Annotated in this window: 15 protein-coding genes; 6 read left to right on the plus strand and 9 right to left on the minus strand. The window is 73.6% G+C overall.

Features of this window, described 5'->3' with window-relative positions; all coding sequences use genetic code 11:
- Positions 1-20: 20 nt before the first annotated feature.
- Positions 21-2,450 carry a X2-like carbohydrate binding domain-containing protein gene (locus H291_RS0100595; RefSeq protein WP_020013031.1) on the minus strand — a complete coding sequence of 810 codons (2,430 nt, stop codon included), beginning with the start codon at positions 2,448-2,450 and terminating at the stop codon, positions 21-23.
- Positions 2,451-2,674: 224 nt separating this feature from the next.
- On the opposite strand from H291_RS0100595, the gene H291_RS0100600 reads away from it, so the two are divergent.
- Complete coding sequence (locus tag H291_RS0100600; protein WP_020013032.1) at positions 2,675-5,149, plus strand: glycoside hydrolase family 2 protein; 2,475 nt, start codon at positions 2,675-2,677, stop codon at positions 5,147-5,149.
- Positions 5,150-5,263: 114 nt separating this feature from the next.
- Here the strand turns inward: H291_RS0100600 and H291_RS0100605 are convergent, their stop codons facing one another.
- A complete protein-coding gene (locus H291_RS0100605; protein WP_020013033.1) occupies positions 5,264-5,962 on the minus strand; it encodes a PadR family transcriptional regulator in 699 nt (232 codons plus the stop codon).
- A 159-nt stretch (positions 5,963-6,121) separates the two neighbouring features.
- Here H291_RS0100605 and H291_RS0100610 point away from each other — a divergent pair, with 159 nt between their 5' ends.
- Positions 6,122-6,577, plus strand: coding sequence for a nitroreductase/quinone reductase family protein (locus H291_RS0100610; RefSeq protein ID WP_198012373.1), 456 nt, complete (start codon positions 6,122-6,124; stop codon positions 6,575-6,577).
- On the opposite strand, the gene H291_RS33115 is transcribed toward H291_RS0100610, so the two are convergent.
- On the minus strand, positions 6,495-7,208 hold the full coding sequence (locus tag H291_RS33115; protein ID WP_084467551.1) for a PAS and ANTAR domain-containing protein: 714 nt from the start codon (positions 7,206-7,208) through the stop codon (positions 6,495-6,497). The genes H291_RS0100610 and H291_RS33115 overlap by 83 nt on opposite strands.
- 164 nt (positions 7,209-7,372) lie before the next feature.
- On the opposite strand from H291_RS33115, the gene H291_RS0100620 reads away from it, so the two are divergent.
- Positions 7,373-7,867: a hypothetical protein gene (locus H291_RS0100620; protein WP_020013036.1), complete on the plus strand. Its 495-nt coding sequence runs from the start codon at positions 7,373-7,375 to the stop codon at positions 7,865-7,867.
- 13 nt (positions 7,868-7,880) lie between these two features.
- Here the strand turns inward: H291_RS0100620 and H291_RS0100625 are convergent, their stop codons facing one another.
- Positions 7,881-9,353, minus strand: coding sequence for an SDR family oxidoreductase (locus H291_RS0100625; RefSeq protein WP_020013037.1), 1,473 nt, complete (start codon positions 9,351-9,353; stop codon positions 7,881-7,883).
- Between the two features lie 127 nt (positions 9,354-9,480).
- Here H291_RS0100625 and H291_RS0100630 point away from each other — a divergent pair, with 127 nt between their 5' ends.
- On the plus strand, positions 9,481-10,290 hold the full coding sequence (locus tag H291_RS0100630; RefSeq protein ID WP_020013038.1) for a hypothetical protein: 810 nt from the start codon (positions 9,481-9,483) through the stop codon (positions 10,288-10,290).
- On the opposite strand, the gene H291_RS0100635 is transcribed toward H291_RS0100630, so the two are convergent.
- Positions 10,274-12,193, minus strand: coding sequence for an RICIN domain-containing protein (locus tag H291_RS0100635; protein WP_020013039.1), 1,920 nt, complete (start codon positions 12,191-12,193; stop codon positions 10,274-10,276). The genes H291_RS0100630 and H291_RS0100635 overlap by 17 nt on opposite strands.
- A gap of 120 nt (positions 12,194-12,313) precedes the next feature.
- Between H291_RS0100635 and H291_RS0100640 the strand changes: the two genes are divergently transcribed.
- On the plus strand, positions 12,314-12,928 hold the full coding sequence (locus H291_RS0100640; protein WP_020013040.1) for a TetR/AcrR family transcriptional regulator: 615 nt from the start codon (positions 12,314-12,316) through the stop codon (positions 12,926-12,928).
- Between the two features lies 1 nt (position 12,929).
- On the opposite strand, the gene H291_RS0100645 is transcribed toward H291_RS0100640, so the two are convergent.
- On the minus strand, positions 12,930-13,685 hold the full coding sequence (locus tag H291_RS0100645; RefSeq protein WP_157236631.1) for a lytic transglycosylase domain-containing protein: 756 nt from the start codon (positions 13,683-13,685) through the stop codon (positions 12,930-12,932).
- A gap of 85 nt (positions 13,686-13,770) precedes the next feature.
- The gene (locus H291_RS0100650; RefSeq protein ID WP_020013042.1) at positions 13,771-14,649 is read right to left on the minus strand and encodes a universal stress protein; all 879 of its coding nucleotides are present in this window, start codon (positions 14,647-14,649) and stop codon (positions 13,771-13,773) included.
- A gap of 172 nt (positions 14,650-14,821) precedes the next feature.
- On the opposite strand from H291_RS0100650, the gene H291_RS0100655 reads away from it, so the two are divergent.
- On the plus strand, positions 14,822-16,492 hold the full coding sequence (locus H291_RS0100655) for a sensor histidine kinase (protein ID WP_020013043.1): 1,671 nt from the start codon (positions 14,822-14,824) through the stop codon (positions 16,490-16,492).
- 3 nt (positions 16,493-16,495) lie between these two features.
- Here the strand turns inward: H291_RS0100655 and H291_RS0100660 are convergent, their stop codons facing one another.
- Together H291_RS0100660 and H291_RS0100665 are read right to left on the minus strand one after the other, a co-directional pair.
- Positions 16,496-17,221, minus strand: coding sequence for a response regulator (locus H291_RS0100660; protein ID WP_020013044.1), 726 nt, complete (start codon positions 17,219-17,221; stop codon positions 16,496-16,498).
- Positions 17,218-17,787, minus strand: coding sequence for a hypothetical protein (locus tag H291_RS0100665; RefSeq protein ID WP_020013045.1), 570 nt, complete (start codon positions 17,785-17,787; stop codon positions 17,218-17,220). The genes H291_RS0100660 and H291_RS0100665 overlap by 4 nt, the downstream gene beginning before the upstream one ends.
- Positions 17,788-17,808 lie beyond the last annotated feature (21 nt).

Consider the following 17,808-nt stretch of genomic DNA (forward strand, 5'->3'; position numbering starts at 1 on the left):
ATCTGAGCGTCTGACAGGTGCTAGCGCGTGAAGCGGAAGCCGTCGCTCCGGACCGGGGCGTCGGACCCGTTCACCACCACGACGCGGTGGCTGCCGCGCTTGAGGCCGGAGACCGAGAACAGCTCCTGCTGGGTGCGGCGCGCGGCCGTGCTCGTGTCGACCGTCTTCTTGAGCACGCCGTCGACGTAGACGTGCACGGGGCCCTGGTCGGGCGCCGTCGGCGCGATCCACGTGACGCCGGTGCCGGTGAACGTGAGATCGGTCCACGCCTCGCCGCGCGCGGCGTGCACGTCGTCGCCGCCGTCACCCCGGAACGCGAAGGTCAGCGCCGTGTCGCCCGCGGGCAGCGCCGTCAGGAGCTCCGCCGACAGCGCGACCGACTGCCCGTCGGCGGTCCAGTCGGTGCCCTTGCGCAGCACGGTGTCGCCGTGCCGGACCGCCGTGAGCTCGCCCGGGTCGCGGCCGAGCTCGACGGTCGTCGCCTCGGCCTGCTCGTCGGGCACCACGATCGCGTTCGGCGTCACCAGGTTCTCCTGCTCGACGTCGACCCGGTCGAGCAGCATGAACCGGCCGTTCTTCTTCTCCACGCGCAGCGTGTGCTCGCCGTTCTCGAGGTCCGTCGTGGACCACACGACCGCCTGGCTCTCGCGCGGCGTCCCGGCCGGCAGCGACGCGTCGACCGTGTCGACGAGCTCGCCGTCCAGGTAGACCGCGACCTCGCCCTGCGACTCGTCGCGCTCGGTCACGTAGGACACGCCCGTGCCCCGGAAGGTCAGCTCGAAGGCGTCGCCGTCCTTCTCCGTCCAGTGCACGTCGTCCTCGTGGTCGCCCAGGCCGCGGCCCGTGCTGTGGCTCCAGCTCCCGGAGTACGAGATCTCGGACGCGTCGTCGTTCAGCTTCGCGACCCGCTTGCCGGTGTCGCCCGGGGCGGGCGGCTCCTCGCCGTCGGGCACCACGGTCACGGCCAGGTCCTGCGACGTCGCCGCGACCTCCTCGTTGCCGTTGCGCGCCCAGTCGCCGCCGTAGCCGACCTGGATGGCGTCGTCGTTCACCGTCGAGGTGGCCGCGCCGGCGGGCGTCACGCGCAGCAGGCGCACGCCGTGCGGCGGCACGTCGGTGGCCGTGAACCCGTCCGTGAAGGAGCCGAGGTTCTTCTTCGCCCACACGTCGCGCACCTTGTGCCGGCCGTCACCGAGCCCGAGGTCCGCCCAGCGCGCCGTGACGTCGGCGTCGGTCGAGCCGAGGTTGAACAGGCCGACCACGTAGCTGCCGTCGTCCTGCAGCGAGTACCAGACCTGCCGCTTGCCCGCGGTCGAGACCGGCCGGGCCGGGATCGCGGCCTGGTTGATCGCGATGACCTCCTCGTTGGTCAGCAGGCCGAGCCCGAAGGTGTCGAGCTGGGTGAGGTCGTTGCCGGTGTACATCGGGGCCGCGGAGATGGCCCAGAGGCTGGTCGCCGTGCGGCGCTCGTCCTGCGTCAGGCCGTCCATGCGGCCGTTGCCCACGTTGAGCGAGTCGAGGTCGCCGAACCCGCCCGGGCCGGTGTACCGCCACCACTGCTCGGCCTTGGGGAAGAGGCGCGCGATGTTGGGCCAGGTCGTCAGGGCCTCGTTCTCGCAGTAGCACTCGACGTCCCAGTCGAGGCGCCAGCCGTCGGCCTTCTCGCGCCAGTAGTCGGCGTAGCGCGGGTCGAGCGCCCAGGACAGCTCGAACCAGATGTCGCGGCTGTGCAGCGCGTCCGACCAGGCCGCCACGTCGCGGCGGGCGTCGAGCGACAGGTCGCCGATGCCCGAGCCCGGGGTCACGCTGTCGAACTTGACGAAGTCCACGCCCCAGTCGCCCAGCAGGGCGCCGATGGAGTCGATGTACTTGGTGGTGCAGGGGTTGTCGAAGTCGAGCGCCCAGCCGATGCCCCAGTAGTCGGCCTTGGTGAGCGGCTGCTTGACGATGTCGCCCGTGGTGCAGCCCGGCGCGTTCCACACCGGCAGGTCGGCCTCGTAGACCTCCGGGCCGATGCCCGGGATGAAGTACAGCCCGAACTTCTGCCCGTTGTCGTGCACGTGGTCGATCACGGCCTGCAAACCGTCCGGGTACAGCGAGGTGCTGGGCTTGGGCCGGCCGAACTCGTCGAAGCCGTCGTTCCAGCCCGCGTCCACGTTGATGCGGTCGTAGCCGAAGCGCTGCAGCTTGGTGTGCATGGCGTCGGACTGGGCGATGAGCTGGTCGGCGTCGATCCAGCGGCCGTCGCCGCTGTAGACCTGCATGCTGAAGCTGCTCCAGCCCATGTACGGCGCCGTGGCGAGGTCGCCGGGCTCGACGCGGGGCACGGGAGGCGGGGGAGTGGGCGCCGGGTCCGCGGCGCTCGCGGGGCCGGCGGTGCCGGCGACCAGGAGGCCGACGGCGGCGAGTCCGCACAGCGCCTGCCGGAGCAGGCGTCGGGGGCTTGTCATGGAAGGTGCTCTCCATCCTTTACGAGGATGCGCAGTGGCGACGTGCGGAACGGCACTGTTCCAGCGCGCGACGGGGCCCGGCGGGCCCCGTCATTTCTTGACGCGATCAAATAACCACAGCCCAGCCCCCGTGCGCAAGGGTCCGGACGTAGTTGCTTGACAACGGAAAGAAACTCTTGGACGCTCGTCTCGCTCCGCCCGCTCCGACACCCCTGGTGGCTCTCATGCTCACGCGCACCGCCGCGCCCGGACCCTGGACCCTGCACGTCGAGACGGCCGCGGCCGACGCCGACGCCGCGGTCCTCGCCCAGCTCCCCGTCCCCGCCACGGTGCCCGGCACGGTCCACACCGACCTGCTGGCCGCCGGCCTCATCGAGGACCCGTACCACGACCGCAACGAGCTGCTGACCCCGTGGATCGGCCGCTCGGGCTGGCGCTACCAGGCGACGCTGCCCGCCACGACACCGGCCGAGCGCACCGACCTCGTGCTCGACGGGCTGGACACGCTCGCCACGGTGCTCGTGGACGGCGTCGAGCGCCTGCGCACCCGCAACATGTTCCGCTCGTACCGGGTGCCCCTGGACTCGGCCGACGCCGCCGACGTCGCCGTGGTGTTCGACTCGCCCTGGGGCCCGTTCGACGCCCTGGACGACGAGGCGCGGCGCGCGTTCGACTCGCCGTCGGCGCACATCCGCAAGATGGCCTGCAACTTCGGCTGGGACTGGGGCCCGACCCTGGTCACCGCCGGCATCTGGCGCCCGGTGCGCATCGAGTCGTGGTCCGTAGCGCGGCTGGCCGAGACCCGCGTGGAGGTGCGCGCCGAGCAGGGCGCCGCCGGCTGGCGCGGCGTCGTCGAGGTGGGCGTCGAGCTCGAACGCACGACGACGGCGCACGACGCCGAGCTGGTCGTGTCGGTCGCGGGCGTGACCCAGAGCGTCGTCGTGCCCGCCGCGGAGACGTCGGCGCGGCTCGTGGTCGAGGTGCCGATCGGGCACGACGACCTGTGGTGGCCGCGCGGCTCCGGGGCGCAGCCCCTGCACGACGTCGAGGTGCGGTTGCTCGACCGCGTCACGGGCGAGGCGCTCGACGCCGACGACCGGCGGGTCGGCTTCCGGTCCGTCGAGGTGCGCCGCGAGGCGGACGCGGACGGCGAGTCGTTCGCGTTCGTGGTCAACGGGCGTCCCGTCGCGGCGCTGGGCTTCAACTGGATCCCGGACGACTGCTTCCCGCACCGCGTCACGCACGACGACGTCGCCGCCCGCCTGCGCGACGCCGCCGAGGCGAACGCCAACATCCTGCGCGTGTGGGGCGGCGGCCTGTACGAGTCCGACGACTTCTACGCGCAGTGCGACGAGCTCGGGTTCCTCGTCTGGCAGGACTTCGCCTTCGCGTGCGCGCCGTACCCGGAGCACGAGTGGATGCTCGAGGAGGTCGCGGCCGAGGCGCGCGAGAACGTGGTGCGCCTGATGTCGCACCCCTCGCTGGCCATCTGGAACGGCAACAACGAGAACTGGCTCGGCTGGGACGACTGGGGCTGGAAGGAGCGCCTCGGCGACCGGCCCTGGGGCGAGCGGTACTACCTCGAGGTGCTGCCGCAGGTGGTGGTCGAGGTCAGCCCGCACGCCTTCTACTGGCCGGGCAGCCCCTACTCGGGCACGCCCGAGGTGTACTCGAACGACCGCTCGCGCGGCGTGGTGCACCTGTGGGACGGCTGGAACGAGCAGGGCTACCAGGTGTTCCTCCAGGACCGGGCGCGGTTCGTCTCGGAGTTCGGCTGGCAGGGCCCGCCCGCCTGGCGCACCCTGACGGACGCCGTGCACGACGACCCGCTGCGCCCCGACTCGGAGGGCGTGCTGCACCACCAGAAGGCGGTCGACGGCTCGCTCAAGCTGGCCCGCGGCCTGGCGCCGTACTTCGACGAGCCCACGGACATGGCCGACTGGCACTGGGCCATGCAGCTCAACCAGGCCCGCGCCCTGACGTTCGCGATCGAGCACTTCCGCTCGCTGCGGCCGCTGAACATGGGCTCGATCGTGTGGCAGCTCAACGACTGCTGGCCGGTCGCGTCCTGGGCCGTCGTCGACTCCGCCGGACGCCGCCGGCCCGCCTGGTTCGCGGTGCGCGCGGCCTTCGCCCCGCGGCTCGCCACGATCCAGCCGCGTGGCGAGGGGCTGGCGCTCGTGCTGGTCAACGACGCCGGCGAGGAGTGGTCGGGGTCGGCCACGGTGCGGCGCCTGGGCCTGGACGGCCGGGTGCTCGCCGAGCAGGCGGTCACGTTCGACGTCGGCTCCGTGGCGAGCACGACCGTGGCCCTCGGCCCGGACCTCGCGCAGCCCGGCGATGCCGCCGCCGAGCTCCTCGTGGCCGACGTCGACGGCGCGGCCCGGGCCTGGCGGTACTTCACCGTGGACCGCGACCTCGCCTACCCGAGCCCGCGGCTCGACGTCGTGACCAAGCCCCTGCCCGACGGCGACGTCGAGGTGACGGTCACCAGCGACACGTTCGTGCGCGACCTGACCCTGCACGCCGACCGGCTCGACGCCGGGGCCGCCACGAGCGACGCGCTCGTCACGCTGCTGCCGGGGGAGTCGGTCACCCTGCGGGTCTCGGGTGCCGACCCGGCGCGCGCGGAGGCGGTCGCCGCGGCAGTGAGCGGCGCGGCGCCGGTGGTCCGGCACGCGGGCGACCTGGTGGGCTGACCCCGCGCCGCCGGTTGAGCCGCCCGCCGCTGGTCGAGCTTGTCGAGACCCCGCCCACATGTCAGACGCCCAGGTCACCGGAGTGACCTGGGCGTCTGACATGTCGGGTGTCGGTCAGGCCTCCGACGTCGGCGCCTCGCCCGCGAGGGTCAGGTAGACCTCGCGGCGTGCCTTCTCGAGCAGCTTCGTGACCGCGGCCACCTGCTCGGGCGTGCCGGTGCGGGCGACCTGCTCGACGGCGTCGGCCAGGGCGCGGACCTCGTGCCGCAGCTCGCGGCCGTGGCCGTGCCCGACCTGCTCCCACGGGGTACCGAGCTCGTCCTTGTGCTGCTCGACGTAGGCGGTGCCCTCGTCGGTCAGCGTGGCGAGCTTGCGGCCGCCGTCCTCGGAGAGGACCACGAGGCCCTCGTCGGCGAGCAGCGACAGCGCCGGGTAGACGGCGCCCGCGCTGGGGCGCCAGCGACCGTCTGTCCGGTCGGCCAGCTCGCCGATGATCTGGTACCCGTGCATCGGCTGCTCGGCGAGGAGCAGCAGGATCGCGGCGCGGATCTCACCGCGGCCGGCGCGGCGCGGGCCGCGGGAGCCACGGCGTCCGCCGCCGTGGGGGCCGCGGGGACCGAAGCCGCGAGGGCCTCCGCCAGGACCGAAGCCCGGGCCGAAGTCGCGGGGGCCGAAGTCCGGGCCGGGCCCGCCGGCCATCGCGTAGACGGGGCCGAACATCGGGCCCTCGAACGTGGGCAGGAAGCCGCGGCGGCGTCCGCCGCGGCGGCCGGAGGAACCGGGGTCCTGTGAGTGGTTGTCGTGTGTACGCATGATCTGTCTCCTACGTGTAGCGGCGGGGCGAGGCGGTGCGCGATCTCGCGCACTACGGCGTCTCGTTCGTCCTGCCGGTCGGGAACGCGTGGCTCAACCGACGCTCCAAAGATAGATCAAAGATATATCGTTACGCAAGACCTGGTCCCGAACTGGCCCGTGACCTCGTGGAATGCCGCCCACCCCGGCCGCGTTGCCCCGGGCATGGACTTCAACCAGCAGATCGTCGACACCTTCCGCGCCAACGGCGGCGAGGTCAACGAACCCATGCGGTTCGGCAAGGGGCTCGTGCTCGTGCACGTGCCGCGCAAGGACGGCAGCATCCGCATCGCTCCGCTCGCCGCGATCCAGGAGGACGGCGCCCGGTACATCGTGGCGAGCGCCGGCGGCTCGCCCAAGAACCCCGCGTGGGTCTACGGCCTGCGCCGGGCCGAGCAGGTGGACATCGAGGTGCCGGGCGAGCCCGTCGAGACCGTCCGGACCAAGGTCGAGGAGCTGTCCGGCGAGGCGCGCGACGCCATGTGGGCCCGGTTCAAGGAGTTCTCGGCCGGGTTCGCGGAGTACGAGAAGACCGCGGAGGGGCGCGAGTTCCCGATCTTCCGGCTCGTCGGCTGATCAGCTCGGCTCCTCGCCGCCCACCTGGGCGGCGAGGAACGCCGCGACCTGCTCGGGGGGCGGCGAGGTCCCGCACCGGCACGTTGAGCCGGTTGGACGCCTCCCGCAGCCGGGCGAACGCCTCGTCGTCCGCCTCGCCGAAGCTGACCATGAGGACGCCCTTGGCCTGCTCGATGGACGCCCGGCTCTCCGCGGACGCGCGGATGGAGGCCGACGCCTCGCGCTGGGCCTGCTCGTGGCTGGGGGCGGTCACGTCGATGAAGTACCCGGCGAGCTCGATGATGGTGCCCGAGGCGTCGCGCTTGGCCTGCCCGGTGACCGCGAGCGTCCTGGTGCGGCTCTGGGCGTCGATGATGCGGTGCACGGAGCTGAACGGCTGGCCGGTCGCGGCCGCGATCCGCAGCACGTGGTCCACGCGGTCCCGGTCGTCCGGATGCTTGTGGGCGAGCACCAGCTCCGTCGTGGGCACCACCTCGCCCGGGCTGAAGCCGTGCATCGCGAACACCTCGTCCGACCAGGCCCAGCGGCCCGTGGCGAGATCGAGCCGGTAGCGGCCCACGGGCACACGGTGGCCTGGCGCCAGTGCGGCCTCGACCGCGTCCGGCGAGGGCTGAGGCTGGGTCTCGTTCACGCCTGTCCCGTCGACTGGATTCCCTCCACTCTGCACCCTGGACGGCCGAAGAACCAGGGTGTGCGACCTCACGCACCCGTAAATCTCAACTAGACCAGCCAAATCGCGACTAATCCGCTTGGATGGGTGAATATCCCCGTTCCGACGCCAAGGAGAACTCCGCGATGACCCAGGCAGCACAGGTCGGCACCGTGTACCAGAACAGCCAGGAGCTTCTCGACGCCGACCTGCCGCACCTGAGCGTCGCCCTCGACGCGAGCGGGTACGCGATCCAGCGGGACAAGGACGGCAACTGGTACAGCGTGTCGTCCGTCGGGCCGTCCGACCTCGCCGGGGTCTACACGGTGATCCACCTGCCGGCCGAGCCGCTGCCCGCGACCTACGGCTCGGTGGTCATCACCGACAACGGCACGCCGTTCATGCGGCGCTGGGACGCAGCGACCGACGAGCGGTTCGGCCTGGAGCACTGGATAGGGCCCGACGGCGTCACGGTGACCGACGCCCACCTGCGGCACCTCGGCATCGCCCGGGCCTGGGACGCGAGCGTCCCGGGCAGCGCCTCGCGGCTCGGCGGACGCAGGGCCGCGAGGCGGTCCCGCGCGACGTCGGAGGCCGACGGGCGCCCGGACTCCCGGTCGCGGACGCCGTCGGCGTCGTAAGGCGTGGTGCCGGTCATCCAGCCCGCGCCGCGTGGGCGGCGGCCTGGGCGATGTTGCGCTGCATGCCGCCGAACACGATGCCGTGGAACGGGCTGATCGCCCACCAGTAGAGCTGGCCGGGCAGCCCGCGCGGCAGGAAGACGGCGCGCTGGCGGAAGGTCGGCCGGGCATCGTCCGCGTCCTCGACGGACAGCTCCAGCCAGGCCAGGCCCGGCAGACGCATCTCGGCGCGCAGCCGCAGCAGGCGGCCGGGCTCGATCCTCTCGACCCGCCACCAGTCGAGCGCGTCCCCCGCGGCGAGGCGGTGCGGGTGGCGGCGGCCGCGCCGCAGCCCGGGCCCGCCGAAGAGTCGGTCCATGAGGCCGCGCGCCACCCAGCCCAGCCGCCAGGAGTACCAGCCGTGAGCGCCGCCGATGCCCTCGATCACGGTCCACAGCGCCTCGCTCGTGGTGTCGACGCGGCTGGAGCGGTCGTCGACCAGCAGGCTCCCGCCGGCCCAGTCGGGGTCGTCGGGCAGGGGGTCGGACGGCGCCCCCGGCGTCGAGGCGGACACCCAGCTCGTGCGCACGTCCAGGTCCCGGATGCGGGTCAGGGCGAGCGCGACCGCCTCGTCGAAGCCGATGAGGCCTTCGGGCGGGTCGGGCACGTACTGCTTGATGTCGTCCTCCTCGGCCACGACCTCGTGCACCAGCGAGCCGACGAGCGGCCGCGCGATGCCCGGCGGCACGGGCGTCACCAGGCCCACCCACAGGCTGGCCAGCCCGGGGGTCAGCACCGGGACGGCGCGGATCAGGCGCGGGCGCAGCCCGGCGACGGCGGCGTAGCGCTGCATCATCTCGCGGTAGGTGAGGATGTCCGGCCCGCCGATGTCGAAGCCGCGGCTGACCTCGGCCGGGATCGACGCCGCGCCCACGAGGTAGCGCAGCACGTCGCGCACGGCGATGGGCTGGATCCGGTTGTTGATCCAGCGCGGCGCGACCATGGCCGGCAGTCGCTCGGTGAGGTAGCGCATCATCTCGAACGAGGCGCTGCCCGAGCCGAGGATCACCGCGGCTCGCAGCACGACGGTGGGGGCGCCGCCGTCGAGCAGGATCTGCTCGACCTCGCGACGGGACTCCAGGTGGGGCGAGAGCTTCTCGCCGTCCGGGTAGAGGCCGCCGAGGTAGACCACCCGGCCCACGCCGACCTCGCGCGCCACGACCGCGAAGCCGCGGGCGGTGCTGCGGTCGCGCTCGGCGAACCCGGGCCCGGCCCCCAGGGCGTGGATCAGGTAGTAGGCGACGTCGACGCCGTCGAGCGCCCGCCGCAGGTCGTCGCGCGAGGTGGCGTCGCCCTCGACCACCTCCACGTCGCCCGACCACTCCCGCGAGGCGATCCGTTCGGGGTGCCGGGCCAGCACGCGGACGTCGTACCCGGCGGCCAGCAGCTCGGGCACGAGCCGCCCGCCGATGTATCCGGTGGCTCCGGTGACGAGTACTCGGGGCATGGGACGACACCAACCTTTCTCCAAAACGTGAAGCCGAGCGATTTACTAGATAGGCTAGGCATATTCGCCGGGCGGTTGCTTGCTGGGGCAGGTACTGGGGGCCGCCCGGCCCATCCGAGGAGGGCTCATGGCACAGAGCACGTCGCACGACCTGGTCAGGCGGATCGTCGTCACCGTCAGTTTCGTGGTCTGCGTCATCGGTTCCATGATCGGCGTAGGCGTGTTCGGTGGCACGTCCGTCAACGCGGCGGCCGGGGGAGCGCTGGACACCGACGCCACGCTGCTCGCGCCGGCGTCCGCGGCGTTCTCGGTGTGGACCGTCGTCTACGTCGGGCTCGCCGGGTACACGCTGCTGCAGTGGTTCGACGCGCCGACGCCGGCCGCGCAGGAGCGGCAGCGCCGCCTGCGGCTCCCGGTCGCCGGCACCATGCTGCTCAACGCGGCGTGGATCCTGGTGGTCCAGGCCGGGTGGCTCTGGGTGAGCGTGCTGGTCATCGCCGCGCTGCTCACGCTGCTCGTCCGGGTCTTCCTGATCCTGCTGCGCACCCGCGCCGCCGGGGTGCTCGACCGCGTGCTGGTCGACGGCGTGCTCGGCATCTACCTCGGCTGGGTCTGCGTGGCCACGGCCGCCAACATCGCCGCGGCGCTGACCAGCGCCGGGTTCGACGGCGCCGGGCTCGCCGCCGACTGGTGGGCCGTCGGCGTCCTCGCGGTGGTCGGCGTCATCGGCGTCGTCCTGGCCGTGCGCGGCAACGGGCCTGTCGCGGTGGCCCTGGCCATCGCCTGGGGCCTGTCCTGGATCGCCGTCGAGCGCTGGGGCGGTACGCCGTACTCGGCCCCGACGGCCGCCGCGGCGCTCGCGGCCGCCGTGGCCGTGGTCGGCGCCACGGCCGTGGTCCGCGTGCGCGCGGCGGCCCGAGTCAGCCCACCCGGGTGAGCCGGAAGGTCTGGGCCGCGGACCCGGTGCACGGCTGCTGCGTGAACCGGGTGCCGTCGGACCCGGCCGGCGTGCCGAGCGTGAGGCAGCGGTCGCTGTGCCGGGCGGTGAACGTGACCCCGGCGGCCGTCGTCGTCGGGCGCCACTGCTGGTTGGTGCCGCCCACGTACGACCAGAGCTGGACGGCCACGCCGTTCCCGGTGGCGCCCGGGCCGCCCGCGACGTCCCAGGCCTTGCCCGCGTGCTGGTTGGTCACCTGGTAGTACCCGCCCGAGGTGGGCGTGAACCGCCAGCGCTGGTTGGCCTGGGCCGCGTCGCCGCAGGCCCACTGCTGCAGGCCGGTGCCGTCGGCGGTGCCCCAGTCGGCGGCGTCGAGGCACTTGCCGCTCGCGGTCGAGGCCACCTGGTACCAGGACGCCGGGTCGGGGTCGGCGGGCGTGGTCGTGGTCTGCGGGTCCCACGTGTAGGTGGCCACGGACCGGCCGGGCAGCGTGTGGGTCAGGGAGCGGCCCTCGTCGGTGATCGAGAAGGTGCGGCTGCCGGAGGAGGCGTTCACGACGTACGCCACGCGGGTGCCGTCGGGGTTCTGGTAGATGACGTTCTGCAGGCCGCCGGACTGCTCGCTGGTGGAGCCGATGCGGCGGGCCCCGGCGTCGATGAACTTGGTCAGGTGGCCCAGCACGTAGAACTCGGCGTTGCGCGTGACGTCGCCGCCGGCGATCTGCACCACGCCGTTGCAGCGCGTGCCGCAGTGCCCCTGGTGCGGGCCGCCGTTCTGGTCCAGCGCGAGGTTCCAGCTGATCGTCGTCTCGCCGCCGTTGCGCATGTTGCGCACCACGAGGTTCTCGGCGTGCCAGACCAGGGTGTCCCCGAACGTGTTCGCGGCGTCGTCGCTGTCCGTGCCGGAGCACTCGGTGAAGTAGACCCGCTTGCCCGCAGCCACGACCTGCGCCTGCGCCTCGGGGGAGCCGCCGTAGCAGTGGAACGCGGCGCCGACCACGCGGGAGATGCCCTGCGTGCCGGAGAAGACCTCCAGCGGGTAGTCGGGGCGGTCCCAGTTGTGGTCGTAGGCGAAGATCTGCGTGCCCAGCCCGGCGCTGGTCAGCCGCGCGTCGAGCACCCGCAGGAACTGCGCCTGCTCGGCCGCCGACATGCTCAGCGAGGGGTAGCTCGTGGCGAACAGCGGCTCGTTCGCCACCGTGAGGTCGCTGAGTGTCACGCCCTGCTGCGCGTACGCCTGGATCGCGCGGACCAGGTAGTCGGCGTACTCGTCGTAGTTCTCGGTGCGCAGGCTGCCGCCGTTCAGGGAGCCGCCGGACTTCATCCAGGCCGGCGGCGACCACGGGCTGCCCATGAACCGGATGTTCGGGTTGACCGCCAGCGCCTGGCGCAGCACGGGCAGGATCTGCTGCTGGTCGCGCGCGATGCTGAACTGCCCCGCGGTGTCCTCGTAGGTGTAGAAGCCGCCCGAGTTGAAGTCGGTGCTGCCGAGCGGCTGGCGCAGGTAGTTCAGGCCGATGCCGTCGCCGGAGCGGGAGAACAGCGACCGCAGCAGCGTGTCGCGGGTGCCGGCGGGCAGGCCGCTGATCAGCGCGGCCGACGCCTCCGTGACCGAGGCGCCCGCGCCGGTGAACCGCTGGGACACCTGGTCCGGGCTGACGCGGATGTCGGTGGCCTGCGGGCCCGTGTCGAAGGCGAGCGTGCCGCCGTCGGTCAGCTTGCGGCCGCCGTCGGCGGTGGTGACCCAGACCCGGGCGCTGGTCGGGGCGGCGGCCTGGGCCGTGTCGGCGTGTGCGGCGGCGCCCGAGGCGGCCGCCGGGGCGATCCCGGCGGCGGCGAGGGCCAGGACGCCGAGCGTGGCGAGTGTCGTCCGGATGGACCCGGTGCGGGTGGTGCGCGTCATTGCGACTCCCTCGATGGGTGGAATGTGGGGCGAGCCTACCCCTACCTACCAAGTGCTCGGTAGGTAGCAGTTTCCCGTACCCGGCCGGGACCCGGGACAGAGGTCCGTAGACTCGCTCGGATGACACGAGAACCCGGGGCCGTCCGGACGCGGCGTCCGCCCGCGGAGCGCCGGGCCGAGATCCTGCGCATCGCCATGGAGACGTTCGCGGAGCGCGGCTACCAGAGCGCGTCGCTCGCGGAGATCTCGGCGCGCGTCGGGCTGACCCAGGCCGGGGTGCTGCACTACTTCTCGTCGAAGGCCGGCCTGCTCACCGGCGTGCTCGACCTGCGTGACTCGACCGACATCGAGGAGCTCGGCAGCGAGCGCCCGCACGGCCTGGCGTTCCTGCGGCACCTGGTGGAGACCTCGCGGCGCAACACGGAGCGCGAGGGCATCGTGCGGCTGTACACGGTGCTCGCCGCGGAGAGCGTGACCGCGGAGCACCCCGCGCAGGACTACTTCCGCGACCGGTACCAGGGCCTGCTGGCCCTGGTGGTCGAGGCGCTGGAGGAGGCCCGGTCGCTCGGGGAGGTGGCGGACGACGTGGAGGTCGCCACGACCGCCCGCGTCATCGTGGCGACCATGGACGGCCTGCAGCTCCAGTGGCTGCTGGAGCCCGGCTCGGTCGACATGGCGCACGCGACCGAGGTGGCGATCGTCCGGCTCATCGGGCGGGAGCTGCCGGGGCGCTGAGCTACGCGCCCGGCTCCCCGGCGTCCGGCTCCTGGCCGTAGGACGTGGCCAGGTCCGCGACGTCGTGGGCGTAGGAGACGGACCGGTTGTAGGTCGCCAGCGCCGCCTGCCAGCCGTCGTCGCTCGTCAGGTCGCCGCCGCTCTCGCACAGGTAGTGGGCGGCGGTGAGCACGGCGTCGTCGATCTGGTGCGGGTCGGTACGGCCGTCCAGGTTCCCGTCCTGGGCGAAGTCGGCCCACGTGGTCGGGATGAACTGCATGGGGCCGACGGCGCGGTCCCAGCGCACGTCGCCGTCGAGCTCGCCCCCGTCGGTGTCGAGGATCTCCATGACGCCCTCGCTGCCGTCCAGGGCGATGCCGATGATCGGCGGGCTCACCAGGCCGTCGTCGTCGGCGCTCGCCCCGAGGTAGCTGCCGTGGATCGACTCGACGGCGCCGATCCCGGCGAGCGTGTTCCAGCCGAGGCCGCACTGCGGCATGGTCTCGGCCAGCCGCAGGGACGCGCCCGCGTAGGCGGCCAGCGCGCGCCGCGGGATGCCGGTGCGCTCGGCGGTGTCGCGCAGCCAGCGCGGCCGGGCCAGGTCGGCGACGGGGTCGACGTCGGCCGACCGGTCCGCTCCCGCCTCGGGCAGCCCCTGCCGGGGCGCCGGCGGGTAGTCGCGCTCCAGCGCGTCCCGCAGCCCGCCGCTCGGGTCCGGGCCGCAGGCGGTCAACAGCAACGCGGCCGCGCAGGCGACGGCCCCAGCTCGTGCTCTCACGGTGCAGACGCTACGTTGCCGCCGCGCCGAACCGTTAGCCGGTGACAAGACCTCCCGCAAACATGCGCGAATCCACGCAGGCCGGTCACTCCTCCGGCTGTCCGACGTGCACCACCAGGACGGGGCACGGCGCGGCGCGCAGCACGGCGTCGGGCACGCTGCGGAGCATGCGGCCCACCACGGACGGGTGCCGGCGGCCGCCGACCACCACGAGGTGGTCCGGCGTCAGGTCCTCCAGCAGCGCGACCGCCGGGGAGCCGCGACGGATCACCAGCGTGCACGCGACCTGCGGGTACTTCTCCGACCACCGCGCCACCTGGTCGGCCAGGTCGGTCCGGGCAGCGTCGTGCCACGACGCGGCCACCGGGTCCATGCTCAGCAGCGCCGAGGTGACCGGGTCGCTGCCCGTCACGTGCACCACCTCCAGCGCGCAGTCCCGCGCCGCGGCCTCCGCGAACGCGGCCCCCAGCACGTCGGGCTCGTCGTCGTGGGCCACGCCCACCCGGATCCGGTACGGGTCGCCGGTCGCGGCACCGGCCGGGACCACCGCCACCGCACCCGTGGACGACGCCGCCAGCGCCGACGAGGTCGAGCCGACCAGCAGGCGGTCGAGGCCGTCCAGGCCGCGGCGGCCCACCACGACCAGGTCGCAGGTCCGGGCGCGCTGGCTCAGCACGTGCGCGGCCGTGCCCGGCAGGATGATGACCTCCAGGTCCCGCCCACCGGGCCGGTGGCCGCCGAGGCGCGCACGGGCGGCGTCCGCGGCGTGCCGGGCCTCGTCCTGCGCCTCCCGCGCCGCGTCGCCGAACCCCGGCGCGGGCGTGGCGGGCGTGGCGTGCGACGCGACGACCGTCAGGCGGGCCTCGTGCACGTCGGCGGCACGGGCCGCCCACTCCAGCGCCGCCAGGCTCTCCTGGGAGCCGTCGACCCCGACGACGATGCCGCGGTACCAGGTGATGCTCATGATCGTCTCCTCACGTCTGCTCCGGTCTGGGCACCAGGACATCAGCGGGCCGCGCGCGCCCGGCAGAGCCGGGAGGCCCGGCCGTCCAGGGACCAAGGTCCCCCGTGCCCGCCACGCCACCGACGCGCTACCGTGGCCACGGGGGGCACGGACCGAACATCGGGAGGTGCCGATGGACCCGGTGGACGCGCCGCGCGACCGCACGGACGTGCTGCTGGAGGCCGTCGTCGGGGTGGGCCGCGGGCTCGACGTCGAGACCGTGCTGCACCGCATCGTCGAGGCCGCCGTCTCCCTCGTCGACGCCCGCTACGGCGCACTCGGGCTGCTCGACGCCGACAGCCGGATCAGCCGGTTCCTCACGGTCGGCATGACCGCCGCCGAGGTCGCCGCGATCGGCCCGTACCCCACCGGGCACGGCGTGCTGGGCCAGCTCATCCGCCACCCCGTGCCGCTGCGCCTGCCGGACATCTCCGCGCACGTCGCCTCGGTCGGCTTCCCCGCCCACCACCCGCCCATGCGGACCTTCGTCGGGGTGCCCCTGCGGGTGCACGGCTCCCCGTTCGGCAACCTCTACCTCACCGACAAGCGCGGCGGGGGAGAGTTCACCGCCGAGGACGAGCGGGTGCTGGAGGCGCTCGCGGCGGCCGCGAGCGTCGCGGTCGAGAACGCCCGCCTGTACGACGTCGCGCGGCTGCGTGAGCGCTGGGCCCGGGCGAACGACCGGATCTCCCGCCAGGTCCTGGCCGGCTCCTCGCCGCACGACGTGCTCACCCTGGTGGGCAGCGAGGCGCGGGAGGTGGCGGACGCCGACGTCACGGCGATCGCCGTGCCGGACCCCGTGACCGGGCGCCTGGTGCTGTCCTCGGCCTCCGGGCTCGACACGGAGGCGCAGGTCGGGTCGGTGCTCGCCGCCGACGGCACCTTCGCCGCCCTGACGTTCCGCACGGGCGTGCCGATGGTGACCGACGACGTGACCGCGGACGACCGCGCCAGCCTGGCGCTGGAGCTGTCGGGCGAGCTGGGCCCGCTCGCCGTCTGGCCCATCGGGCAGACGGGAACCTCCCGGGGCGTGCTGATCGCGGCGCGCCTGGCCGGCCGGCCGCCGTTCTCCTCGGTGGTGGTGGAGGCGCTGAGCGCCTTCGCGGGCCAGGCGGCCGTGGCCCTGGAGCTCGCCGAGGGCCGGGCCGACGCCGAACGGGTCACCCTGCTGCGCGACCGGGAGCGCATCGCCCGCGACCTGCACGACCTGGCCATCCAGCGGCTGTACGCGACGGGCCTGTCGCTCCAGCGCGTGGCCCGCGGAGCGACCCCCGAGATGGCCGAGCAGCTCGCCCGGTCGGTCGACGAGGTGGACGAGACCATCGCGCTGGTGCGCACCACCATCTACCGCCTGCAGTCCGGGGAGGTGCCGCGCGGCGCGAGCGCCCGCCGGGTGGGCCTGCGCTCCCGCGTGATCACGGAGGTCGACGCCACCGCCGCCGCCCTCGGGTTCACCGCGCGGCTGCGCTTCGAGGGCGCCGTGGACACCCTGGTCCCGCCCGACGTCGCCGAGCACGTCGTCGCCGTCCTGCGCGAGGCCCTGTCGAACGTCGCCCGGCACGCGCACGCCTCCCAGGCCGAGGTCCGGCTCGCGGTGGGCCGGGACGTGGTGCTCACGGTGAGCGACGACGGCGTCGGCATCCCGGCGGGCGTGGCCCGCAGCGGCCTGCTCAACCTCGCCCGGCGCGCCGCCGAGTCGGGCGGCGTGCTGGTGGTCGGGCCCGCGACCCCGTCCGCCGTGCAGACCGGCACCCGCCTGGAGTGGCGGGTACCGATGCCCGACGACGACGCGTTGGGCTCGTGACCGTCACGGGCCGCGCCGCTTGTCCTGCTGCTCCAGCCGGTCGGCCAGCACGGCCGCCTGGGCCCGGCGCTCCAGGCCCAGCTTGGCGAAGATGCTGGACACGTAGTTCTTGACCGTCTTCTCGGCGAGGAACAGCTCGCTGCCGATCTGCCGGTTGGTCATGCCGTGCCCGATCAGGCCGAGGATGCGGCGCTCCTGGTCGGTGAGCTGCGCCAGCGGGTCGGGCTCGTTCTGGGCCTCCGCGCGGAGCCGCTGCATGACCCGGGCCGCGGCGCGCGGGTCGAGCATCGACCCGCCCGCCGCGACCGTCAGCACCGCCTCCACGAGGTCGGTGCCCCGCACCTGCTTGAGCACGTAGCCGGCAGCCCCGGCGAGGATCGCGTCGTACAGCGCCTCGTCGTCGGCGAACGAGGTGAGCATGAGGCAGGCCAGGTCCGGCATGCGCGAACGCAGCTCGCGGCAGACGGTGACGCCGTCGCCGTCGGGCAGGCGCACGTCCAGCACCACGACGTCGGGCTCGGCCGCGGGCACCCGGGCCAGCGCCTCCCGGGCGGTCCCGGCCTCGCCCACGACGCGGACGCCCGGCTCGGACTCCAGCAGGTCGGCCACGCCGCGCCGCACCACCTCGTGGTCGTCCACGAGGAACACGCGCACCTCCATGTCTCCCACCGTAGTCGTGGTGCCCGTCCGGTTCACCACCGGGACGGGCACCACGGGCCAGGTCGTCATCGAAGGAAGGGGAACCGCTTGACCATCGAGGTCCGGGACCACCAGTGGCCCAGGCCCATCGTGTCGCCGGCCAGGAACGCGGCGAGGCCGATCAGCAGGACCGCGTAGACCAGGTGGTAGTCCACGAACGGGTTGTTGTCGAGGGGCAGCGACGCCATCCACATCAGCAGCAGGAGCACCACCCCGGCCCCGGCGGCGATCCGCATGCCGATGCCGAGGGCCAGCGCCAGGCCGATGCCGAGCAGGCCGATCATGAAGAGCCAGTCGATGACCGGGTTGCCGGCCATGGAGTTGAAGAAGCCGGCGAAGGAGCCCTGGACGCCGCCCAGGTACCCCTCGGTCGGGGAGCCGCCCCTGATCCAGGCGGCGTCGGACGGGGTCGCCATGCCCCAGCCGAAGAGCTTGTCGCCGAACGCCCACAGGAACTCGACGGCGAGCAGCAGCCGGACGCCCGCGAAGGCGTACCGGGAGACGGCCTCGCTCGTGACGTGCGTGGTCGCCGCGGCCTGACTCTGCGCGGCGGACCCGTGCGCCCACTCGGCGGGGTTGTGGCTGACGGAGCTCATGATGTCCTCCAGGTGGTACGC

This window comes from Promicromonospora sukumoe 327MFSha3.1, from assembly GCF_000385135.1.
Lineage (GTDB): Bacteria > Actinomycetota > Actinomycetes > Actinomycetales > Cellulomonadaceae > Promicromonospora > Promicromonospora sukumoe_B.